Genomic DNA, 20,968 nt, shown 5'->3' with positions numbered 1-20,968 from the left:
TTTAAATAAGTTTTGGTATTAAAATTATGTTTTTTATAGAAATGTACAAATGATAATTATCAGTAAAAAAATAGGCCCAATATCATTTTCAATCTTATTGTTTTAGTATTTTATTTATTCTGAATCAATAATTTTATCCGTTCGGTATTTATAAAAAGCCAATATGGCAACTAATAAAATTAGGATATTATTAATGCTTGCAAACTTTGTGTCTTGCCAGGTTATTATAATTAAAATTTGTGAAAGACAAACAGCTACAAAGGCACTATAAAACCACTTTTTAGTATATAAAAATGCAGCCGCTACAGCTATAAAGAGCATAAAAGCGATGAGCCACAGTGCTCCAATTGGTTTTGAGATACCCAATATTTGTTTGTTTATTTCTGTTGAAAAAAATGCTTTTATAAAGCCTATTAAATGGATGATGGCATGAATTACTATCAAAAAAACAAATGCACTTCTCATTCTTTAAGTTTAGTGAATTCTATTTTTACCTGTGATCTCATCAATTGTAATTTTAAAAATAACTGGAATTTCATCCTTATATATTTTGCTAGAAAACTCACCAATAAAATGCAAATTCTTTTCTTCTTTTGTTAAAATAAGATGTTTAATTCCTGTCGCAAATTCATGCAAACTACGTTTTGCGTCATTCCCAGAAAGTTCTTCAAAAACTCCATGCGCTAAAACAGAATCCCAATTATCAATATTTTTTATTTCAGAAACTTGAAGTGAAACACGCTGGTTTTTACGCATTGCAGCTGTTTTATGACCTTCAGAAGAATATAGAATTATGGTATTTTTTCCATCAAAAAAATAAGTGATGGGTACAATAAAAGGACAGTCTTTATAGATATACCCTAAATACCCAATATAATTATTTGCTAAAAGGTCTGCAGACTCTTTTTGGCTTAAATTTTTTATCATAAGATCTGTTTTTAGATTCGTTTAGGAACTAAAGTTCTATGAAAACTGATGTAAAAACTATGATATTCGTCAGTTACAGATTTCTATGAGCGTTATTTCTGGTCTCATACCCAATCTTCCAGGAAAACCTAACCAACCCAAACCTCTGTTTACATATAAATATTGTGTTTCTTCTTGATACAAACCTGCCCAATGTTTGTATTTTAATTTTATAGGACTCCATTGAAAGTTTTTATATTGAAAAGCGGCTTGCATGCCATGTGTATGCCCAGATAAAGTGAGTGAAATGTCTGTTTTATTGACCACCTCTTCTGCCCAATGAGAAGGATCATGAGATAATAAAATCTTAAACGGAACCTTTTGAACCTGCTTGAGTGCTTTTTGCAAATCTCCATACTGTTCAAAAGGAGGTTTTCCCCAATTTTCAACTCCAATAACAGCAATTTGTTCTTTGTTTTTATTAGTGATGGTTGCGGCTTCATTCATCAATAATTTAAAATTAATATTCTTGTAAAACTGTTGGATTGCTTCAAAATTTTCTTTCTTTTCATCCATCGATTTCCATTGACTATAATCGCCATAATCATGATTTCCTAGAATTGCATATTTTCCTTTTTTTGCTTTTAGTTTTTTAAAAATAGGTGTCCAGCCATCTAATTCCCACGCATAATTATTGACCAAATCTCCAGTTATAAAAATGCAATCTGCTTTTAAAAAATTTATTTTTTCGATCGCACGGTTCAAAATAGCATGCTTATTGTTAAAACTGCCTATATGAATGTCAGAAATTTGTACAATTCTCAATCCATTAAAAGACTTAGGTAAATTAGTAAAGTGAAGTGTATGAGAATGAATTTTAAAATGGTACAACGATTTAAAAACTCCGTACAAAATGATAAAAAATGGCAAAAAACCAGAAAGCAAACCTACGAAAGGAACTAAAATTATAGAGGCTGTTTCAGAAAATAAATAATTACTATAATAAAGAATGGTAATTATAATTACAAAAATAAGCTTGGGGAAGAATGAAGAAATTGTAAGTCCATAAAATGAAGAAATTAGCAGCTGTTTTCTCTTTGGATCTATAGCATCTAATCTAATTTTTAAAACCAAAATTGAGGTAATTAATCCTAATGTAAAAGTCCAGAATAGTACATAGATACTTATTCTAAAAAAATTAGAAATAATTAATTGTGTAATAGATTGCAACCAATAAAAAGCCAAAATATCTACAATTAGAATGGCAATACACAAGAGAATTATAGTGAAAAAAGAATAGGATTTCATTTATAGTTTTTTCTTTAAGCGTCTTTTATCTCTAAGCGCCCAATAAATACCTTTTACATCAGAAGCCCAATTGTCATACATAAAAATAAGTATAATTTCTTCAAAAGTTTCTAACAAGCCTATAACTATCATACTATAAAATAAGCTGTATTCTGGAGAAAAAAATAGTGCCCAGAGAATAAAAACACTTTGTAAAACTGCGGATAGTTTTGCCAAATAAGTATGAAATGCTGTCGCTTTTCCGTACTTTAAATACGCAATACTCATTTGTAACAAATAAGGTGTAAATGCAACTACTATTAAAATTAAGTTTTTCTGAATGAAATCAGCTTCAAAATAAAACAAACCTATAAGCCCTATAATTAATGTTATTTGGTCTCCAAATGAATCTAATTGCGAACCTCTTGCACTAGTAATGTTCATTTTTCTGGCAAGATACCCATCAATAGCATCTGTTAAATAGCTAATCAATAAAAACAAAGTAAAAATTAATTGTGCATCAAAAAGAATAAAGAACAATAAAAAAGGAGCCGCAAAAATTCTATAAAATGAAAACCAATCTGCGATATTAAAATTTTTGAATGTGAACATCTTCTTAAATAGTATTTGAGGTTTTTAAATCAATTTTTACATCAGGAATTTTTATTACTTCTAAAGTTGTAGAAGCCAACATAACGCTACCATTCGTTTTTTCTATTTCTTTTCTGATGCTATCATGTAAGGTGTTTTTTGTAAGTCTTCTTTTTTTGAAATCGACAATGTATCTTAAGTTGAATTGCATCCAATTGTCAGTGAGTGAAATCGCTAATGTGGGATTTACTTGCGCATCTTCAATATAATATTTATGAACGACCTCATTCCATTGCGACCTTGAATTGATGGTATATTCTGAAAGGGTTTCGATAGCCGTTTTAACAACAATTGATTTTGCCAATTCGACGTCAGATCCATATCGTATGGGTAAATTAAATTCATCCCAAATAAAAGGAAAATCTTGCGAGTAATTGTACACAGGGCCTTTAAATACAAAGGCATTGCTTAGCTTCACAATTCTACCTGTATAATTATCACTGCTTACCCATTGTCCAATTTCCATCATTGTTGTATATATACTATCTACATCAATCACATCTCCTTTAATTCCATGAATCTCAATTCGATCTCCGGGTTTATATACTTTCACTAAAAAAATATAGACAGAACCTGCAATACTTAATATTAATTCTTGTAAGGTAAAAGCCATACCAGCGGTAAACAAACCTATGATGAGCGTAAAATCTTTAATAGTTCCTGTAAAATAGGTAATGGCCATAATTAGTAATAACACATATCCTAAAATTTCGACGCCTTTTTGAGATTTATAACGCACCGATACGTTAGGAATGTTCTTCTTTAGTTGTTTTCTTAAAAATTGAACAAAAAAGAAGACGAGTACAACTAAAACTAGAAACTTTACAATGTTCCAAAACAAAGGATAATCTTTTATGAATTGTTGTATCTGTTCCATTTTAGGATGAATTTATCTACAAATTTTTATAAAAATTTAATTTATTATTTAGTCTTACAATTTGTTCTTGTAAGGTTTCTACTTGTTTCAATAAATTATAAATAGCATCTACACCTTCTAAATTAATTTGAAGTTCGTAATGCAAACGGATTATTTTTTCTACTTCTTTTATTTGTGATTTTGGTAAACACAAAGTTTTCTCTACCCTAATTATTTCAATTAAGTCTAATTCCTGCAACTGATTTATAAAGGATACAGGAACCTTATAATGTGTACAAAACTGTTCTACCGAAATTAAATCTGTAAGCTCCATATTATCTTAATTTTGATAATTCTATAAAAAGTTCTTTTTCTTTAGTTGAAAGATTTGTGGGCGTTTTTATCCTATAGGTAATATACAAATCGCCATATTGCCCTTCTTTTTTATACTTCGGAAATCCTTTCCCTTTTAATTTAACTTTTGTTCCGTTTTGAGTTTCTGGTTTTATGGTAAGTTTTACTTTTCCATTAAAAGTATTGACCATTACTTCTCCCCCTAAAAGCGCTTTATACAAGTCTATATCAAGCGACGTATATAAATTTTCGCGATCTCTTTTAAATGTGGTGTTGTTTACAATTGAAAATTGAATATACAAATCGCCATTAGGCCCATTATTCATCCCTTTGCCTCCATGCCCATTTATTTTTATGACTTGTCCGTTTTCTACTCCTGCGGGAATGGTGATTCGTATTTTTTTATTATGTACCGTTAGCGTACGTTTGTGTGTAGTATAGGCCTCTTTTAACGTTAATTGTAATGCAGCATTAAAATCTTGACCTCTAAATTGAACATTACGTCCTTGAGTTCTCTGTGAACTCCCTCCGAACATATTTTCAAAAAAATCTGAAAAATCTTCTTCAGAATATCTGCCCGATTTACCTCGACTATTTGCATATTGTTCTTGTTGTCTGGCTTTCTCATACTCTTCTGCATGTTCCCAGTGTTCGCCATATTGATCGTATTTTTTGCGATTTTCTAAATTGCTCAATACTTCATTGGCTTCATTTACTTCCTTAAACTTTTTTTCTGCTACTTTATCATTCGGATTTAAATCTGGATGGTATTTTCGCGCCAACTTTCGATATGCTTTTTTAATCTCTTTGTCAGTTGCTTTTTTAGTAAGCCCTAATATTTTATAATAATCAATAAATGCCATTATGCGCTATGATGGTTTTTGATATAGTGATTTAATATTTGCTTTAAGCTATCTAAATACTCTTCCAGAAGATCTATAGTGATAGCTGGATTCCCTTCGGAAGGAATTGTGAGAGGATTTTCATCTAAAACAGCATACAGTTCAGGATAATTCGTCTCGATATGATTCGTTATTTTTAGTATTTGAGTAGTGCTTTTTTGTAAAGTTTTCATAACCTTTCTTAATTATATTTCCAGATAAATTGAGGTTTCTCGCTTTCTAAAATATTCTTGGTTATTTTAAAAACAGTGTATTTAAGTACTTTTAATAGCGCTTTAAACTCTGAAATTTCATCCTCAAATATTTCATGTGTATATCTAAAGGAAATTGTACTATTGTTAAAAGGTTCATTTATGATATTAGCAATATGGGTTATATGATTTAGAATGCTTTGCTGCATATTTTTGCATTGTTTTTTTGCTTCAGATATATCTTTTTGTAGCTCTCTTAAAACATCAAAATTTTCTTGAAGTAAAAGTTTTACAAAATAAGTTTCAATCAATATTTCTAAAAATGCTATCTCAAATGCATAAAATTCTAATGAATTTTTCCATCTTTCAGTTAGTATCTGCAATTCTTCCCAAGTGGCTTCTTGGTTGTAATTTCCTTTAGGTCTGCTTCTGTAATTACTCAAAACTATTGTGTTTAGATGTTAAAAGTAATTGTAAATTATAGTATTAGAAATGATGAATATCATAAACCCAAAAGCTAACTGATAATCTTTCCATCTCCCATCTGTATGATTCGATCTGTTTTATCTGCAAAATCTTGATCATGTGTAACCACCAAAAAAGACAAGCCTTGCTCGTCACTTAATTGTTTAAATATATCAAAGACGTTTTCTGCGTTATAACTATCTAAATTTCCTGTAGGTTCATCGCCCATAATAATAGAAGGATTATTGATAAGCGCTCTTGCAATGGCAACACGCTGTTTTTCTCCACCAGAAATTCTTGAGGCTCGTTTTTTAGCTAAATGGTCTATGTGCAACATTTTTAATTTTTGCATCGCATCGCTTTCAATCTCCTTTAATGATTTTTCTGCCAACTTTTTTGCAGGTAATAATACGTTTTCGAGCACAGAAAATTCAGAGAGTAAATAATGAAACTGAAATACAAAACCAATATGTTTATTTCTGATATAAGAAAGGTGGTCTTTATCTTGACCTGTAATAAGCTGATTATTTAAAAATAATTCGCCTTCATAATCGGTATCCATCGTAGATAAAATATATAGCAAGGTTGATTTTCCGCAGCCAGATTTCCCCATAATGGAGGTAAATTCTCCTTTATTCACTTGAAAATTAATATCTTTTAAAACGTGAAATAAAACAGGTTTTTTAAAATACTTATTGATGTTTTTCGTTTTTAAAATAGCTTCCATTTATTGTCCTCTTATAATTTTTACTGGATCTATCTTTTTTGCTTTTATAGCAGGTAAATACCCTGCTAAAAAAGTAGAAATCATTGCAAACAAGAATCCTATGACAAAAAATAACGGATTCATATTTATAGGATAGGTTTCTACTGTTGGTAATGCTTCTGTTTGAAACGGAATGGTGCTTATAAGACTTGTCAATCCATACCCGATAAGCAGCCCTAAAACACCACCCACAAAACCAATAATCATTGCTTGACTCATAAAAATATACTGTACATCTTTACCCGAAAAACCAGTCGCTTTTAAAATGGCAATATCATTCATCTTTTCATAAATGAGCATATTTAAAATATTATAAATTCCGAATCCAGCTACAATTAAAAGTGTTATTGAAACGGCGTAGGTAATTAAATTCCGTATGGTAGTGCCTGTTTCAAATTGTGCGTTGGCAGTTTTAATATCTATTGCTGTAAGGTTAAACTGGCGTTCTATTTTTTTTGATAAAGGCAAGGCCTCCTCAATATTGTATAATTTTACATTAATATCTGTAATATAATTTTCTGCTTCGCCTAAAATTTTCTGTGTTGTCTTAAGATTTACAAAACTCTGTATATTATCTATCTCAGAAATTCCACTTTGATATAATCCCACAATTTTAAGTGGAAAAACAGCTCCTTTTATCGTGCTTATTTGCACACGATCTCCAACATCTAAAGACATTTTTTTAGCGATTCCTATACCTAAAAGAATTCCGCTTTCGTTATTGTACAAATCTTTTGGAGTTCCTTCTACAACATAGTCTTGTAGGTTAAAGAGCCTCGCTTCTTCAATGGGTTGTATGCCCGTTAAATTCCCACCCAACTCAATAGATCCAGCAATGTAAAATATGGTTGCTTTTATTTGAGGAATTGCACCACGTACGTTCTCATTTTGATTTAGATAGGCAATAATTGGGTTTGCATTGTGAATCTTTTTCTGACTCAATCTTGGCTTTATAGAACGAATTACTGAAAATGAGTTTTCAACATTATGATAGTAGTCTAAAGGTTGTTTTTCTGAAGGTTCAATTTCATTATACACATGAATATGAGGTGTTTGATTTAAAATTAAATCATCTAACATGGTATTCAATCCTGTCATAAAACAAACCAGCGTAATGTAAGCTCCAATGCCAAAAGTAACACCTAAAGCTGCAGTAGCTGTTTGTTTTATTTTGGTAAGTAAGTGTGTTTTCGCAATGGTTAATATGACTTTCCAATGTGTCATTTCTCTGTTTTATAGATATAGGTATCTTTTGTAATTCCTGATAAAACCTCAACATATTCTAAGCTTTGTAAACCCAAGTTTAGAGTTACCAATCCGTTATCTGTTTTTACTTTGTTGTTTTCTATTAAGTACTCTTTAGGAATTGTCAACGCATTCTTTTTCTTGGCAATAATAATATTCGCTTCACCAGAAAGTCCTGGATACAATTTCCTAGGCGCTGCATTAAAAACAGCTTCTACTTTAAAAGTCTGATTTCGCTCGTCCTTTTTTGGATATATTTTAGAAACTTTCCCCGTAAAAACAACACCTTTGTAAGCATCTAAATTAATAACGACTTCTAATTGCTTTGAAATTTGAACAATATCTACTTCGTCTACCAACATTTCTATGACAAAACGAGTGGCACTTCCAACCAAAGCAATTGGTTCTTGAATAGTTACCAGTTCTCCAGGTTCTTTTTTCAACTCATATACTTTACCCTTAATTTTACTTTTTACGGTAAAATCTTTTGTATTGATGAGTGACGTTTGAAAATTATTTTCAGCTTGTTTTAATGCGGTTATCAATTGATTTTTTGTTTGATGGTACTTCCCTTTTAAAAGTTGTAAATTGTTTTTTGACAGTTGATATTTTAGCTGTTTCGTGTCAAATTCTACTTTCGAACCAATTTTTTGATTCCAAAGATTTTTTTGTCTTTGAAAATTAATAGAATCGTTTTTAAAAGAGAGCGTTGCAGAAGCAATTTCATCTTGAATACTTTTTAAAATAGTTGCGCTTCCTTGATAGTTGTCTTTAGCTAGCGATAATGCCAATCGCGTATTTGCTGTATTTAATTTCGGCGTATTATTTATAATTTGAATCAATGCTTGTTGCTTTAACACAAGATCTCCTTCTTCTACCAAGTTTTTATCTATAATTCCTGAAACAATGGAATACACTTGGTATAAGCTATCTGGTTGAATAATAACAGAAGAATACACAGATTCTATTAATTCTTGCTCTAAAGGAAGTATTTTTTCTTGTTCTTTCGCACAGGATAAAAAGAAAAATAAAATAACTATAAAAAAAATTAACTTCATAACTAATGTGTTAATTTAGCTTGAATTAAAAGATATTCATTCAGGTTTATAGCATCTATAACTCCAATTAATTCATCTTGTTTTACTACGGGAAAAAACGTATTTGATTTGCTGTAAATTAATTCATATACTTTCTTAAGATCATCTTTTGCTTTAAGTAAGGTAAATTTAGTGGTCATCATATCTTTTACCAAACAGTCTTCTTTATGAGAATTTTCTATGATATCTTTATGGTAAAGTACTCCTATAATCACAGCACCTTTCAATACAATAAAATTATTTTCAGTACCAGATATAATTGTTTTTAGAACTTTATTAATTGTATCATTAGGGTTAAAAGTAGTAATATTCGTCATCATTGCCTCTTGTACTTTATGCCCATTTAGAATCGCTAAATGATTCACTATTTGGTTTTCTCCATAAGCTCCCAAAAAAATAAAAAGTGCTATAAATATTAAAATTGGGTTGTACAGCAAACCAAATATTAAAAACAATACTGCAAAAAACTGACCAGTACTTGCGGCTATCTGAGTGGCTTTTACACGATTCATCTTCATTGCCAGAGCTGATCTTAACACTCTTCCGCCGTCCATAGGAAAAGCAGGAATCATATTGAATAGCACCAACCCAACATTTACTAAAAATAAATAAAAAAGAAAATTCTGAAGCGTAAAACGACTAAAAAACACATAAGAATCGTTAAAATTCTGATTCAAAATATCATGTATAGGAATTGTAAAAAATAATAAGGCTGCAATACATACATTTACTAAAGGACCTGCAATAGCAACCAAAAATTCTTGTTTTGGTGATTCTGGAATTCTTTCTAAACTTGCAATACCTCCTATAGGTAATAATGTTATTTTTTTAGTTTTTATTTTAAAACGTTTCGCCATTAAAGCGTGACCCAATTCATGTAATATCACACATACAAATACGGTAAGAATAAATGCAATATTATATAAAATACTTGCGGTATTACCTCCTCTTTTCATCTGGTCGAAAACAATCCAAACAATTAATAAAAAAAAGGTCCAGTGAACGTTAATTTTAATTCCAGCAATACTTCCTAAGCTTAAATTTGCTTTCATCTCTTCTACTCAGATTAATTCGTGATTCTTTTTAGCATCCATCTTTTATTTTTGTTTAGGACTGCAACCAATTGTTCTGAAAGTAATTTTGATGTAATTTTTGGTGGTTTAAGAAGAAATTTTCTCTCCAAAACTATATTTTTAGGCGCGGTTAGATTTTCTATCATTTCACCTTTCTTATTAATAATTACTTCTGAATAGGTACGGTAAACAATACTCTTTCCTATAACATTATTGTAACCTGCTATCTCTTTCTTTAACTCTAAAACTATGGCTACATTATTTTGGAAGTTTTCTGCATTTAAAAAAGTGGGTTCTATCACTGTTTTTCCAACGGTATCAATATATCCGAAATAAGAAATATGCTCTTTTTCTTTTACGATTAAACATCGGTTGTTCCTAAAAACTGGGTACACTCCATCATTTGTTTTTGTAGTTACTAAATCATCTCTAAAACCAATTATAATAGCACCTTTCGTATTTATAAAAGCCCATTGATTTCCTTTTTTTATAGCAGAAAGACCTTCATAAAAAGGAGAAATCTTTTCAAAAGTATCTTGTGTTTGGGTAAATGCAAAAAATGGCGTTAGAAATGCTAAAAGAAATAAGATGACGACTCTTTTCATAACAAATTATTTTATAGTTACAACTTTTCAAAAATAGCATAGTATCTTCTGCTATAAAATGATATTCATCATACAAAATATCTTTTTTGTTTAAAGATTCTCTATAAAACAAGTTGTTTAAAGCTATTTTATCATAGTATAAAATGTGTTTGCACGTTCTTTTAAAGTTGTTGTTTTTTTTCTAAGAAATGAATCTGAAACTATTAATAATGCGAATAAACTTTTCCTTTTGAAAGGTTCCTGATGCTCTTTAAACCTGTTCTCCACCTTTAAAAAATCAATTAAAACAATAGCATTTTTGTTGATAATACTGTTAAAATCATTTTTCATTGTGTATGATTTTTATCACATTTTCTAATTTATGACTCACCTTTTCTGCAAGACGTTCTAATTGATTGTTTTCAACTGCTTGCATAGAAATTAAAGGATTTATAGCTGAAACTTCAATTTTATTATTTTTATTTTCTTGCACAATCACATTACAAGGCAACATGGTTCCTATTTTATTTTCTGCTTGCAATGCTTTGTGTGCAAAAGACGGATTACAGGCTCCTAAAATGGTGTATTTTTTAAAATCTACATCGAGCTTATTTTTAAGTGTTTCTTGTATATTAATTGTTGTTAATACTCCGAAGCCTTCTTTTTTAAGCGCTGCTGTTACTTTGTCTAAAACACTCTCAAAATTCCCTTTTATAATGGTGGTAAAATAATAACTCATGACATTAGTTTTTTAAATGAAGATTCAGTTTTGCTAGCATAATTAGTTCAGATTTATTTTTACCAGCATAAGCAAGCGCAATTTCCTCTGCTGTTCTCATAATTAAACGATTTATTTGATCTGTAAAAAAATAGGGATGTTCATTTTTATAAGCAATAAACTCATTATAGCAATCATAAGCATCTAACCCTTTTAATTGTAACCATTCGAAAACAAATTCAATTTGATACGCAGCATCTCTAGTATATTTGTCTTCGCTTCCACTAACATATCGCCATTGATTCTTTACAAGTTTTTTTAAAGCCGAAAATTCTTCTTCCCTAATGATTTTGTCAACAGCAGCAATTGCGTAAAATAATTTGGCAATACTTTGGTAAAACTTAGCATTCAATCTTTTATGCATAACATTATTATTTGTGACTCGTAACTTAAAAAAAGTGATCCTTTTCGGTTAAATACAAGCTGATAATCCTCTTCTTTTTCTTCTTCTTCTTCTCAAGAACTTAAAATAAAAAAATTGGCAGACTTGTAAATACATCTTCATCTCAATTTATTAACTAACTATTTAGAGGGTATCACAAAATCTATTAATCTTTCTTTTTTATTTTAATTTCTCTATAACCTTGTCAAATCTACTGTGCATACAAGCACTAATATCAGTTGTTATAAATTTCCCATTTAAAAATAGGCTGAAAATGGTTGCTGGACTTGGTGAATTTTGTGCTTCTTCCATCGTTTTCAATTTAATTAATTTTAATGGCAGGTTTCTCTTTTGTGCGGTTTCTACCAATGATTCATTTGCGTGAAATTCAGCAAAAGGACATCTATTAGAATAATAAACTACAATTCCATCTTTTTCGGAACATTCTCCACTTTTAACAGATTCATTAAACTTAGGTGTTGCTGCTTTTGGATTTAACTTTTTTACTAACAAGCTAAAGCCGCTTGAAATTCTTTCAATATCTTCAAACCCTTGTTTTAGGAGCCATTTTGTATCGCTCATAAAATGAAATTTTTTAGTTCCCACAACAGTTATTAATCCATCTTTGCCTTGCTTTTTTGCATCTTCTATTGCAGTCTTTAATAGTGCCTTTCCGTATCCTTTCTTTTTATATCTTCCAGCTACCCAAAAACAATTAATATTCAAAAAATTTGGTGCAGTAATAGGAATCCATGCATTTTCAGCAGGCCCATATTCTATAAAAACTTTTGCTCTCTCATTAATTCTTCTAAAAACATATCCATTATTAAATTCTTTGGTTAGCCAATCTTTTTTTGCTTGATAACTATCAGCACATTTCTTGTCAGATATTGCACAGCAAATATGTTCTTCTATTATGTTTTTTTTATTTAGTTCAATTAATTGTTCCATTATATTGTTTTTTTAAATGCATCGTAACCTATAATTTCTAGAGACAAAAGTATCATTCATAAATTCTTTTAAGAATGATATATATCAGGATTCCTTTTTAGAATGCATTTTTTGTATCTTTAACCCTTTGATTGCTAACTAAATTTCCCCCAAAATGTTTAAAGAATACCAAGCTGTTTTCAACCTCCTCTTAGGAACTATTTCTGAAGGAGTACTTGTTGTTAACGAACATCAAATTATTATAGAAGCAAATGAATCTGCCAAACGTATGTTTGGTTATGATAAAGAAGAACTGCTAGAGAAACCCCTAAACATTTTAATCCCCAAAAATTATCGTGCAGGTCATGATGCTCATTTTAAAGGCTTTGTGAAAAATTGTAAACATCGTAAAATGGGACAAGGACGTGATATTTTTGGCCTTAAAAAAGATGGAAGTTCTTTTCCCTTAGAAGCAGGATTAAATCCGTTTACGCTGTATGGTAAAAATTATGTGATGACGATCGTTATAGACATTACCATTCGTAAAAATCAAGAAGAAAAAATTAAAAGTTTAAACAGCAAGTTAGAAGAAAAAATTGAACAAAGAACACAAGAGTTAAAAATAGCTATTGATGAACTTAAAACACTAAATATTGAACTTGATAGTGAAAATAAAAAGCGAATACAAGTTGAAGAAGAAATTAAGACTGCATTAAAAAAAGAACAAGAACTAAACGAATTAAAAACGAAGTTTCTATCACTCGTTTCACATGAATTTAAAACACCTTTAAGTGGTATATTAACATCTGCGATGTTGTTAAGTAAATATAAATTAACAGATCAACAATCACAAAGAGATAAACATATAAAAACAATAACAGATAAAGTACATTACTTAAATAATATATTAAACGACTTCTTATCGGTAGAAAAGTTAGAAACAGGTAAAATTATTTATACACCCACTACGTTTAAATTAAGCAAAGTTGTGAATGAAGTAATTTACAATATAAATATGTTACTAAAAGATGGTCAAAAGATTAATTACCCTGAAGATATTGATGATTTTTCATTATTTCAAGATGAAAAAATTATAGAACTAACCTTGTCTAACGTAGTACACAACGCTATAAAGTATTCCTCTGAAAATACTGCCATAGACATTTTTATAACGCAAGATCATTCAAAAACTGTTTTTAAGGTAAAAGACAATGGAATTGGAATACCTGAAAAAGATCAAAAAAATATTTTCAATCGTTATTTTAGAGCAGAAAATGCACTATTTACGCAAGGTACTGGTATTGGCCTTAATATTGTGAAAAATCATCTCGAAAATTTAGGAGGAACTATATGCTTTACAAGTACAGAGAATGTAGAAACTATATTTACAATTACAATTCCTAACAATGCTACCTCATGAAAAAAATACTATTAATTGAAGATGATGCCGTTTTAAGAGAAAACACAGCTGAACTGCTAGCCCTTTCTGACTTTAAAGTTTTGGTGGCACCTAATGGAAAGATTGGCGTAGCATTAGCTTTAAAAGAGCAACCAGATATTGTAGTTTGCGATATTTTGATGCCAGAATTAGATGGCTATGGTGTACTGAAATCTTTGGCAAAAAATGATGAAGCAAAGCATATTCCTTTTATTTTTTTATCAGCAAAAACAGAAAGAAGAGATGTAAGAAAAGGAATGGATTTAGGAGCAGATGATTATATCACAAAACCTTTTAGTGAAGAAGAACTGGTTAGTGCGATTAAAAGTCGTTTAGCAAAGGCGGCTATTTTAAAGGATGAGAGGAATAACATTGTCACTAAAGAAATAGCACCAGAAGAAGAGATACAAACCCTTAACGATTTAAAAAATTTTTTTGATGACAACGGAGAGGTTTTTACTTATAAAAAAGATGCCATTATTTATAAAGAAGGGTACAATTCTAACTTTATTTATTTAGTCTTAAAAGGAGTTGTAAAGTGTTATAAACTAGATGAAAAAGGAAAAGAACTAATTACAGCCTTATACAAAGAAGATGATTTGTTTGGTTATACTTCATTTACTCAGAACATTTCGTATCAAGAAACCGCTAAAGCCATCAAAGAATTAAAATTAGTAGGTATTTCTAAAAGTGAACTTCAGAATATATTGACGAATAATCATACAGTGGCATTAGAACTTTTAGAATTATTGAATGAAAATATTTTAGGTATTAAAGATCAATTATTACAAATGGCTTACAGTTCTGTAAATAAGAAAACCGCTGTTACCATTCTTAAATTTGCAGAAAAACTAAATGTAAAGCCTAAAGATCCTATAAAAATTTCTCGTAATGATTTGGCAAGTGTCGCTGGTATTGCCCCAGAAACGCTCATTAGAACCATATCGAGCTTTAAAAAGCAAGGCCTTATAGCTATTGAAGGGAGGAATATTAAAATATTGGACATTCAAAAACTAAAAAACATGTATTAATCAAACATCTCTTTACGTTTTTATTAAAAAAAGAAACTATTTCTATTATGAATGTAGCAGGAATATAGAATATGATGAATATCATTTTTTATAAAATGTCTTCATTTTAAATTTGCTTATGAAGCAAATATTGATGAAAAATATTTTATTACCAACAGACTTTTCAGAAAATTCATGGAACGCCATAGCCTATGCTATCAATTTTTATAAGCATGATGTTTGTACTTTTTATGTATTAAATGTAGGTGGTTTTAAAAACATCGTATTAGATTCCCCTTACATTCCTGATTCTAACGTTTTAGAGCAAGCCTATATCAATCCTTCAAAGATAAAATTAAGAAAAATTTTAAAACGTATTTCTCGAGAATTTCCAGCTAATAAAAAGCATAAGTTTTATATACTTGCAGAATACAGTTATTTGATAGATTCTTTAAGAAAACATGTCAAAGAGAAAAAGATAGACATGATTGTAATGGGTACAAAAGGTGCTTCTGGTCTCAAAGAAAAAATAGTGGGTAGCAATGCAGGAGATGTTATTACAAAAGTAGCTTGTACTACGCTAATTGTACCAGAGAACACAAAATTTAAAGCCCTAAAAGAAATTGCATTTCCAACAGACTTTGTAGAACATTTTAATATTCAGGTATTGGAACCCCTTTTTGAGGTCATAGAAAACAAAGGTGTTGCGTTAAGAGTTGTTCATATTCATAAACAAGAGGTACTGTTAAATAACGATCAACAAAATAACAAGAATTTACTAAAAGATTTATTTTATAATTACAACTATAGCTTTCATACATTAACCAATGAAAAGTTTGAAGATGCTGTGCAATGTTTTGTAGAAAGTAGAGGCATAGACATGATTGTAATGGTGGCTAAAAACTTAAACTATTTCCAGCAATTATTTTTTCATTCAAATGCAGAAAAAATTAGCTACCACACAAATGTTCCTTTTTTAGTATTACATGAATAAAACAAAATATAATGGATATTTCAATTTTTTTAGCAAAGTTCTGGGGATGGTATTTTATTATTTTCTTTTTAATACTAAGCTTTAACCCCAAAAGAATACGGCAGATATTTAACGATTTAAAAGACGAAAAATTCTTAATCATATCTTCCTTTATATGCATTATTATAGGACTACTTAACATTCTATTTCATAATATCTGGCAACCCGATTGGAAAATCATCATTACCTTAATCGGTTGGATTTCATTATCTATTGGCCTCTCTTTATTTATACTGCCCAAAAGAACAGTTGTGTGGTTAGAATTTATGAATATTAAATTTGTACAAACAGTCTATACACTTCTTTTCTTTTTGGGTATTTTTTTACTGAATATAGCTTACGGAATTGTGCTTTTTTAAAAAAAAGTAGAAAAAATTTCAAAACTGATATATATCATATTTCATTTCTATAAAGTAATGTAATTTAGTACCAGAATTAGAAACCGTTCTTTGAAAATTCGTAAAAATAAAAAAAAGTAGTTTTATAAATCGTAAGGTTTGTAGACTATAAAAAAGAGTTGAATTTCCTTAATTGATTTGCTTCAATTTTAATGAATTCTTTAGCAATAGAGCATGTACTTAAAGTTAGCGAATTGAATAAAGAAAATAGACTCTTAAAGAAACAGGAAGTTTCGGCTTCCTGTTTTTATACAAGACACAGATTTTGCATTGTAAAATGTATTATCTGTTATGAAGTCTCAAAATTATCAGTTAACCGTAAGGGGGTTTTTAGGAGTTCTTGTTAGCAATAATTAGAAAGATTAAAATTACTAGAAAGTTAACTATAAAATTGAATAACTTCAGAAGACAGGAAGTTTCGGCTTCCTGTTTTTTTAAAACAGCAATTAATTAAAAATATGCCTATAATTATCTATACGATAGTTTAGGAGGTTGTGAAGATATTTTAGCTATTATAAAACGTTACTGTTTTCTAATAATTTTAAAAATCTTCTGCTATGGGGAGTTAAAACTCCCCATTTTTTTATCTAATTAATTTGAAAATCATTTTCTCTTTTACTATTCATCTAAAATGTACTCTAATGAAAACAAACATTCAATTTGTAAATATGCCTACAAGTGAAACCATGGAGGCGTATACCATTAAAAAACTGCAAAGATTGTTTACCATTTACAACACCATTATAGCTGTAAATGTATTTTTAAAAAAAGAAAAAGACCCGAAAGGAAATGGCAAAATTTGCGAGATAGAAATACGCCTTTCTGGATCAAGACTGTTTGCTTCTTCTAATGAAAAAAATTATGAACTTGCCGTTAAAAATACCATAAGTGATCTCGAAAAGCAATTGAAAAAGAGAAAAGGTATAGTAAAGCCCTATTTATAATATTTTCTTTTTAAACTGATAAATATCATTGTTCATTGCTGGTTTGAAATGTAATTTTAGGTATCACTTAAAATAAATTTCACCATGAAAAAAATAGTGCTTCCTACAGATTTTTCACAGACTGCTATGAATGCCATAAGGTATGCTGCAAAGCTATTCGAAAATGACTTTTGTAGGTTTTATATTTTGCACGCTTATCAACAAGATATTTATGAAAGTGGTATTTTAGTAACCAAAGAGACTTTTAGTGAAGTTGCTAAAACCGCCAACCAAAACTCTCTAGTACAATTAAGAAAAGTATTAAAGCAAATTAAACAGCACGCACCTAACCCGAAACATAATTATAAGATTATATCTGCCGACAATATTTTGGTAGATGAAGTAGATAAAATTGTAGAAGAAAGAGACATTGATATTATTGTTATGGGTACTCGAGGAAAAACCAATGATAAAAAATTAACCTTTGGTAGCCATACATTACAGGTTTTAAAATATGTAAAATGCCCTGTATTGGTAATTCCACAAGATTATGAATACACAGCACCTAAAAAGGTGGTTTTCTCTACAGACTTTTCAATGCCTTATCAAAAAAGAGAACTGCTTTTTTTAAGCGAACTCATTTCAGGCTATCAATCACAAATAGCTGTTTTGTATGTTTCTGAAATGAAAAAACTATCTTTAAGAGAAGAAAAAAATAAACACTTTATCGAAGAAAACTTTAACACTAAGAACACCTCTTTTATTACAATCGATGGTAAAAATGTTGTAAAAACAATTAATTCTTATATAAAAAACCATACTCCAGATCTACTGGTAATGATTAACAGGAGACATTCTTTTCTAGAAAATATTTTATTTCAAGATACAATCAATAAGATTGGTTTAACCATAACCATCCCTTTTTTAGTATTGCAAAATATAAGACGAAACTCATAAAAAATTAAACCGATGAAAAATATACTTCTACCTACAGATTTTTCTGATAATTCTTGGAACGCTATTCAATATGCACTGCAATTATTTAAAGCTCATAAGTGTGTCTTTCATTTATTAAACGTCTATACACCTGTTGTATATGATGTTCAGTATTTTGAGGTTGCAACTGCACAAGCAGGCTTAATTGATGCAATGAAAATAACCTCAAAAAAAGGGTTAGACAAATTCCTAACAAAAATTAATAAAGAATTCAAAAATAAGAACCACACATTTAGTACCATTTCGTCATTTAATACTTTAGAAATGGAGATAGAAGAACTTTACCAGGGAAATGTAATCGATTTTATTATCATGGGTACACAAGGTGCTAGTGGGTTAAAAGAGGTACTGTTTGGTACGAATACAGTTCATATTATTAAAAATGCAAAGTGTCCAGTATTGGCAATTCCGAATGACTTTTCTTTTGAAGCTCCGCATGAAATCTTATTTCCATCAGATTATGAGATTGATTTTCAAGAGAAACACATTCAGCCAATTTTAGAATTGACCTCTCTATTTCATGCAAGAGTACATATTTTAAACGCTTCTTTCGGGTATCCTTTATCAGAAAAACAAGAAAAAAACAAACAGAAGCTAGTCGTATTTTTTAAACATATAGCACATTTGTTTCATAGTATAAGTAACCAAAGTGTACCAGAAGCCATTGCTAATTTTCAATTAAAAACGCGTATTAATTTATTAGTAATGATCAATAACAAACATTCGTTCTTTGAAAATCTATTTTTTAAATCAAAAATCAAACAAATTGGCTTTCATTTGAATGTTCCTTTTTTGGTAATTCCTTCTAAAATATAGTGGTCTACTAATTCTAAACTGACAAATATCATTGTTAAAAAAATTAGATCCTCTTATTTTTAAAGCATTAATTTTAAAACAACCAAGATGATTAGGAAACTATTATTACCTACAGATTTTTCAGAAAATGCTTGGAATGCCATTATTTATGCATTAAAACTTTACGCTAATGAATCATGTACATTTTATTTGCTTCATTCAATGAAAGTAAAAGCATCTACGATGTCTAATTTTTCGAATAAACTTTCAAATGCAATAAGAAAAGCTGCATTAAAAGACATGTTAGATTTAAAAAAAATGGTTGAAAGAGTAAATGCCAACGCAAATCATAGTTTTGAAATTATGATTAGCAATTCTGATTTACAAAAAGCCATCGAATCAGCAATTAAAAAACACCAGATACAATTGGTTGTTATGGGAACCAAAGGTGCAAGTGGCGTAAAAGAATTATTTTTTGGAAGCAATACTGTTGAAATCATAAAACATACGAAACTTTGTCCAATATTAACCATTCCTAATAATTTTGATTTTACAGCACCAAAAAAAATTGCTTTTGCAACAGACTTTAGCCGTTTTTATGAAGAAAAAGAAATCACTCCAATACAAAGATTAACAGAGCTCTATAACTCTGAAATAGCTATTCTTCATCTCAATAATAAAGAAAACCTTAATGAAGTACAAGCTTACAATTTTAAAATACTAGAGAACCATTTAAAAGCATACAAACATCATTTTTATTGGATGCCCAATTATGCAAAAAAAGCTGAAGACATTAATAATTTTATCAAAGATCAAAAAATAAATATACTTGCTATGGTTCATTATTCTCATAGTTTTATTGAAAAAATAACCAAAGAACCTGTCATAAAAAGTATTGGGTTTCGACCCATAGTTCCTTTTTTAGTGATTCCAGAATAAGTGATATATATCATAGCAACTCCTAAACTATTTCATTAATTTTATAGTAAATATTTAAGCCAATACACGTGAACCGTAGCATATTATTACCCACAGATTTTTCAGAAAATGCATGGAGTGCCATTCTTTATGCAATAAGATTATACCATCATAAACCTTGTACATTTTACCTTTTTCATACTTGGGCTTTTATAAATTCTGATGCTCGAACCTATATTACCACTTCGCATATCAATGAATTAAAAAAAGAAGCAGCGCAAGAATTAGAAACACTAAAAGAGAAAGTTGAAATTGAAAGTAGCAATACTAAACATGAGTTTAAAACAATATTTAGCGCTAACGACTTTTTAAGTTCTATAGCATCAACAATTGAAAAGCATCATATTGATCTCATTATTATGGGCACAAAAGGGAGTTCTGGTGTTGGTAGAATACTATTTGGTAGCAATACGGTTTCTTTGATAAATAGAATACAAAGTTGTCCCATATTAGCAATACCAGATGGGTTTGAATTTGTTACCCCAAAGCATCTTGCATTTCCAACCGATTACAATCGTTTTTATGACGATGAACTGAAACATTTAAAACACTTTTCTGACTTATATGCATCTAAAATTAAAGTATTGCATGTTCATACGCGTCAGGATCATGATCTATCAGAAAAACAAAACTATAATCTCGCTATGCTTAAAGCCTACTTAGAAGAATATCCGCATAGTTTTCATTGGGCAAAAGGAGATGATAAAAAAGAAATAGCGATTAACAACTTTATTGACGAGTTTGATATTGATATTCTTATCATGATAAATTATAAACACAACTTTATAGAAAATATGATGAAAGAGCCTATTATTAAAAAAATTGGGTTTCATCCTAAAGTGCCGTTTTTAGTAATTCCAAGTCTTGGTTAAAGCAAATATTGCTATTCTTTGTTTTTTTAAACTCTATATATAAACCAACATGATTAGA

At 29.5% G+C, this 20,968-nt stretch carries 27 protein-coding genes; 9 read left to right on the top strand and 18 right to left on the bottom strand.

The window, feature by feature from the left end; all coding sequences use genetic code 11:
- Window positions 1–114: 114 nt before the first annotated feature.
- From Q0998_RS06605 to Q0998_RS06520, 18 genes are all read right to left on the bottom strand, one after another.
- Window positions 115–465, bottom strand: coding sequence for a hypothetical protein (locus tag Q0998_RS06605; RefSeq protein ID WP_299667888.1), 351 nt, complete (start codon window positions 463–465; stop codon window positions 115–117).
- 9 nt (window positions 466–474) lie between these two features.
- Window positions 475–927 (bottom strand): pyridoxamine 5'-phosphate oxidase family protein, encoded by a 453-nt coding sequence (locus Q0998_RS06600; protein ID WP_299667885.1) that lies wholly within the window; start codon window positions 925–927, stop codon window positions 475–477.
- A gap of 69 nt (window positions 928–996) precedes the next feature.
- Window positions 997–2,214, bottom strand: a complete 1,218-nt coding sequence (locus tag Q0998_RS06595) for a metallophosphoesterase (protein WP_299667882.1) — start codon at window positions 2,212–2,214, stop codon at window positions 997–999.
- A complete protein-coding gene (locus Q0998_RS06590) occupies window positions 2,215–2,805 on the bottom strand; it encodes a CDP-alcohol phosphatidyltransferase family protein (RefSeq protein ID WP_299667880.1) in 591 nt (196 codons plus the stop codon).
- A 4-nt stretch (window positions 2,806–2,809) separates the two neighbouring features.
- Complete coding sequence (locus Q0998_RS06585) at window positions 2,810–3,721, bottom strand: mechanosensitive ion channel domain-containing protein (protein WP_299667877.1); 912 nt, start codon at window positions 3,719–3,721, stop codon at window positions 2,810–2,812.
- A 16-nt stretch (window positions 3,722–3,737) separates the two neighbouring features.
- Window positions 3,738–4,034 carry a chaperone modulator CbpM gene (locus Q0998_RS06580; protein WP_299667874.1) on the bottom strand — a complete coding sequence of 99 codons (297 nt, stop codon included), beginning with the start codon at window positions 4,032–4,034 and terminating at the stop codon, window positions 3,738–3,740.
- Window position 4,035: 1 nt separating this feature from the next.
- A complete protein-coding gene (locus Q0998_RS06575) occupies window positions 4,036–4,917 on the bottom strand; it encodes a J domain-containing protein (protein WP_299667871.1) in 882 nt (293 codons plus the stop codon).
- Entirely contained in the window at window positions 4,917–5,129 is a 213-nt protein-coding gene (locus Q0998_RS06570) for a hypothetical protein (RefSeq protein WP_299667869.1), read from the bottom strand. The genes Q0998_RS06575 and Q0998_RS06570 overlap by 1 nt, the downstream gene beginning before the upstream one ends.
- A gap of 8 nt (window positions 5,130–5,137) precedes the next feature.
- Window positions 5,138–5,590, bottom strand: a complete 453-nt coding sequence (locus tag Q0998_RS06565; protein WP_299667866.1) for a hypothetical protein — start codon at window positions 5,588–5,590, stop codon at window positions 5,138–5,140.
- 74 nt (window positions 5,591–5,664) lie between these two features.
- A complete protein-coding gene (locus tag Q0998_RS06560) occupies window positions 5,665–6,339 on the bottom strand; it encodes an ABC transporter ATP-binding protein (protein ID WP_299667863.1) in 675 nt (224 codons plus the stop codon).
- The gene (locus tag Q0998_RS06555) at window positions 6,340–7,602 is read right to left on the bottom strand and encodes an FtsX-like permease family protein (RefSeq protein ID WP_299667860.1); all 1,263 of its coding nucleotides are present in this window, start codon (window positions 7,600–7,602) and stop codon (window positions 6,340–6,342) included.
- Entirely contained in the window at window positions 7,599–8,681 is a 1,083-nt protein-coding gene (locus Q0998_RS06550) for an HlyD family efflux transporter periplasmic adaptor subunit (protein WP_299667857.1), read from the bottom strand. The genes Q0998_RS06555 and Q0998_RS06550 overlap by 4 nt, the downstream gene beginning before the upstream one ends.
- 2 nt (window positions 8,682–8,683) lie before the next feature.
- The gene (locus tag Q0998_RS06545; RefSeq protein ID WP_299667854.1) at window positions 8,684–9,772 is read right to left on the bottom strand and encodes a site-2 protease family protein; all 1,089 of its coding nucleotides are present in this window, start codon (window positions 9,770–9,772) and stop codon (window positions 8,684–8,686) included.
- A gap of 14 nt (window positions 9,773–9,786) precedes the next feature.
- Entirely contained in the window at window positions 9,787–10,398 is a 612-nt protein-coding gene (locus Q0998_RS06540; RefSeq protein WP_299667851.1) for a WG repeat-containing protein, read from the bottom strand.
- A 123-nt stretch (window positions 10,399–10,521) separates the two neighbouring features.
- The gene (locus tag Q0998_RS06535; RefSeq protein ID WP_299667848.1) at window positions 10,522–10,728 is read right to left on the bottom strand and encodes a hypothetical protein; all 207 of its coding nucleotides are present in this window, start codon (window positions 10,726–10,728) and stop codon (window positions 10,522–10,524) included.
- The gene (locus Q0998_RS06530) at window positions 10,718–11,116 is read right to left on the bottom strand and encodes a DUF302 domain-containing protein (RefSeq protein ID WP_299667845.1); all 399 of its coding nucleotides are present in this window, start codon (window positions 11,114–11,116) and stop codon (window positions 10,718–10,720) included. The genes Q0998_RS06535 and Q0998_RS06530 overlap by 11 nt, the downstream gene beginning before the upstream one ends.
- A gap of 4 nt (window positions 11,117–11,120) precedes the next feature.
- Window positions 11,121–11,519 carry a hypothetical protein gene (locus Q0998_RS06525; protein WP_299667842.1) on the bottom strand — a complete coding sequence of 133 codons (399 nt, stop codon included), beginning with the start codon at window positions 11,517–11,519 and terminating at the stop codon, window positions 11,121–11,123.
- A 198-nt stretch (window positions 11,520–11,717) separates the two neighbouring features.
- Window positions 11,718–12,488 (bottom strand): N-acetyltransferase, encoded by a 771-nt coding sequence (locus tag Q0998_RS06520; RefSeq protein WP_299667839.1) that lies wholly within the window; start codon window positions 12,486–12,488, stop codon window positions 11,718–11,720.
- A 154-nt stretch (window positions 12,489–12,642) separates the two neighbouring features.
- On the opposite strand from Q0998_RS06520, the gene Q0998_RS06515 reads away from it, so the two are divergent.
- The 9 genes from Q0998_RS06515 (at window position 12,643) to Q0998_RS06475 (ending at window position 20,910) form a co-directional block, all read left to right on the top strand.
- Window positions 12,643–13,887, top strand: coding sequence for a PAS domain-containing sensor histidine kinase (locus Q0998_RS06515; RefSeq protein WP_299667836.1), 1,245 nt, complete (start codon window positions 12,643–12,645; stop codon window positions 13,885–13,887).
- Entirely contained in the window at window positions 13,884–14,936 is a 1,053-nt protein-coding gene (locus Q0998_RS06510; RefSeq protein ID WP_299667834.1) for a response regulator, read from the top strand. The genes Q0998_RS06515 and Q0998_RS06510 overlap by 4 nt, the downstream gene beginning before the upstream one ends.
- Window positions 14,937–15,054: 118 nt before the next feature.
- The gene (locus Q0998_RS06505) at window positions 15,055–15,909 is read left to right on the top strand and encodes a universal stress protein (RefSeq protein ID WP_299667832.1); all 855 of its coding nucleotides are present in this window, start codon (window positions 15,055–15,057) and stop codon (window positions 15,907–15,909) included.
- 11 nt (window positions 15,910–15,920) lie between these two features.
- Window positions 15,921–16,307, top strand: coding sequence for a hypothetical protein (locus Q0998_RS06500; RefSeq protein ID WP_299667830.1), 387 nt, complete (start codon window positions 15,921–15,923; stop codon window positions 16,305–16,307).
- Window positions 16,308–16,987: 680 nt separating this feature from the next.
- Entirely contained in the window at window positions 16,988–17,290 is a 303-nt protein-coding gene (raiA, locus tag Q0998_RS06495) for a ribosome-associated translation inhibitor RaiA (protein WP_299667828.1), read from the top strand.
- Between the two features lie 84 nt (window positions 17,291–17,374).
- A complete protein-coding gene (locus tag Q0998_RS06490; RefSeq protein WP_299667825.1) occupies window positions 17,375–18,226 on the top strand; it encodes a universal stress protein in 852 nt (283 codons plus the stop codon).
- 12 nt (window positions 18,227–18,238) lie between these two features.
- On the top strand, window positions 18,239–19,081 hold the full coding sequence (locus Q0998_RS06485; RefSeq protein WP_299667822.1) for a universal stress protein: 843 nt from the start codon (window positions 18,239–18,241) through the stop codon (window positions 19,079–19,081).
- Window positions 19,082–19,168: 87 nt separating this feature from the next.
- Window positions 19,169–19,999, top strand: a complete 831-nt coding sequence (locus tag Q0998_RS06480; RefSeq protein ID WP_299667819.1) for a universal stress protein — start codon at window positions 19,169–19,171, stop codon at window positions 19,997–19,999.
- Window positions 20,000–20,067: 68 nt separating this feature from the next.
- Entirely contained in the window at window positions 20,068–20,910 is an 843-nt protein-coding gene (locus Q0998_RS06475) for a universal stress protein (RefSeq protein ID WP_299667816.1), read from the top strand.
- The last annotated feature ends 58 nt before the right edge of the window (window positions 20,911–20,968 follow it).

Origin of the sequence: uncultured Polaribacter sp. (genome assembly GCF_947501385.1) — a bacterium.
Classification (GTDB): domain Bacteria; phylum Bacteroidota; class Bacteroidia; order Flavobacteriales; family Flavobacteriaceae; genus Polaribacter.
The sequence above is the reverse complement of the archived record's forward strand: the minus strand, read 5'-3'. Positions and strand labels throughout refer to the sequence as shown.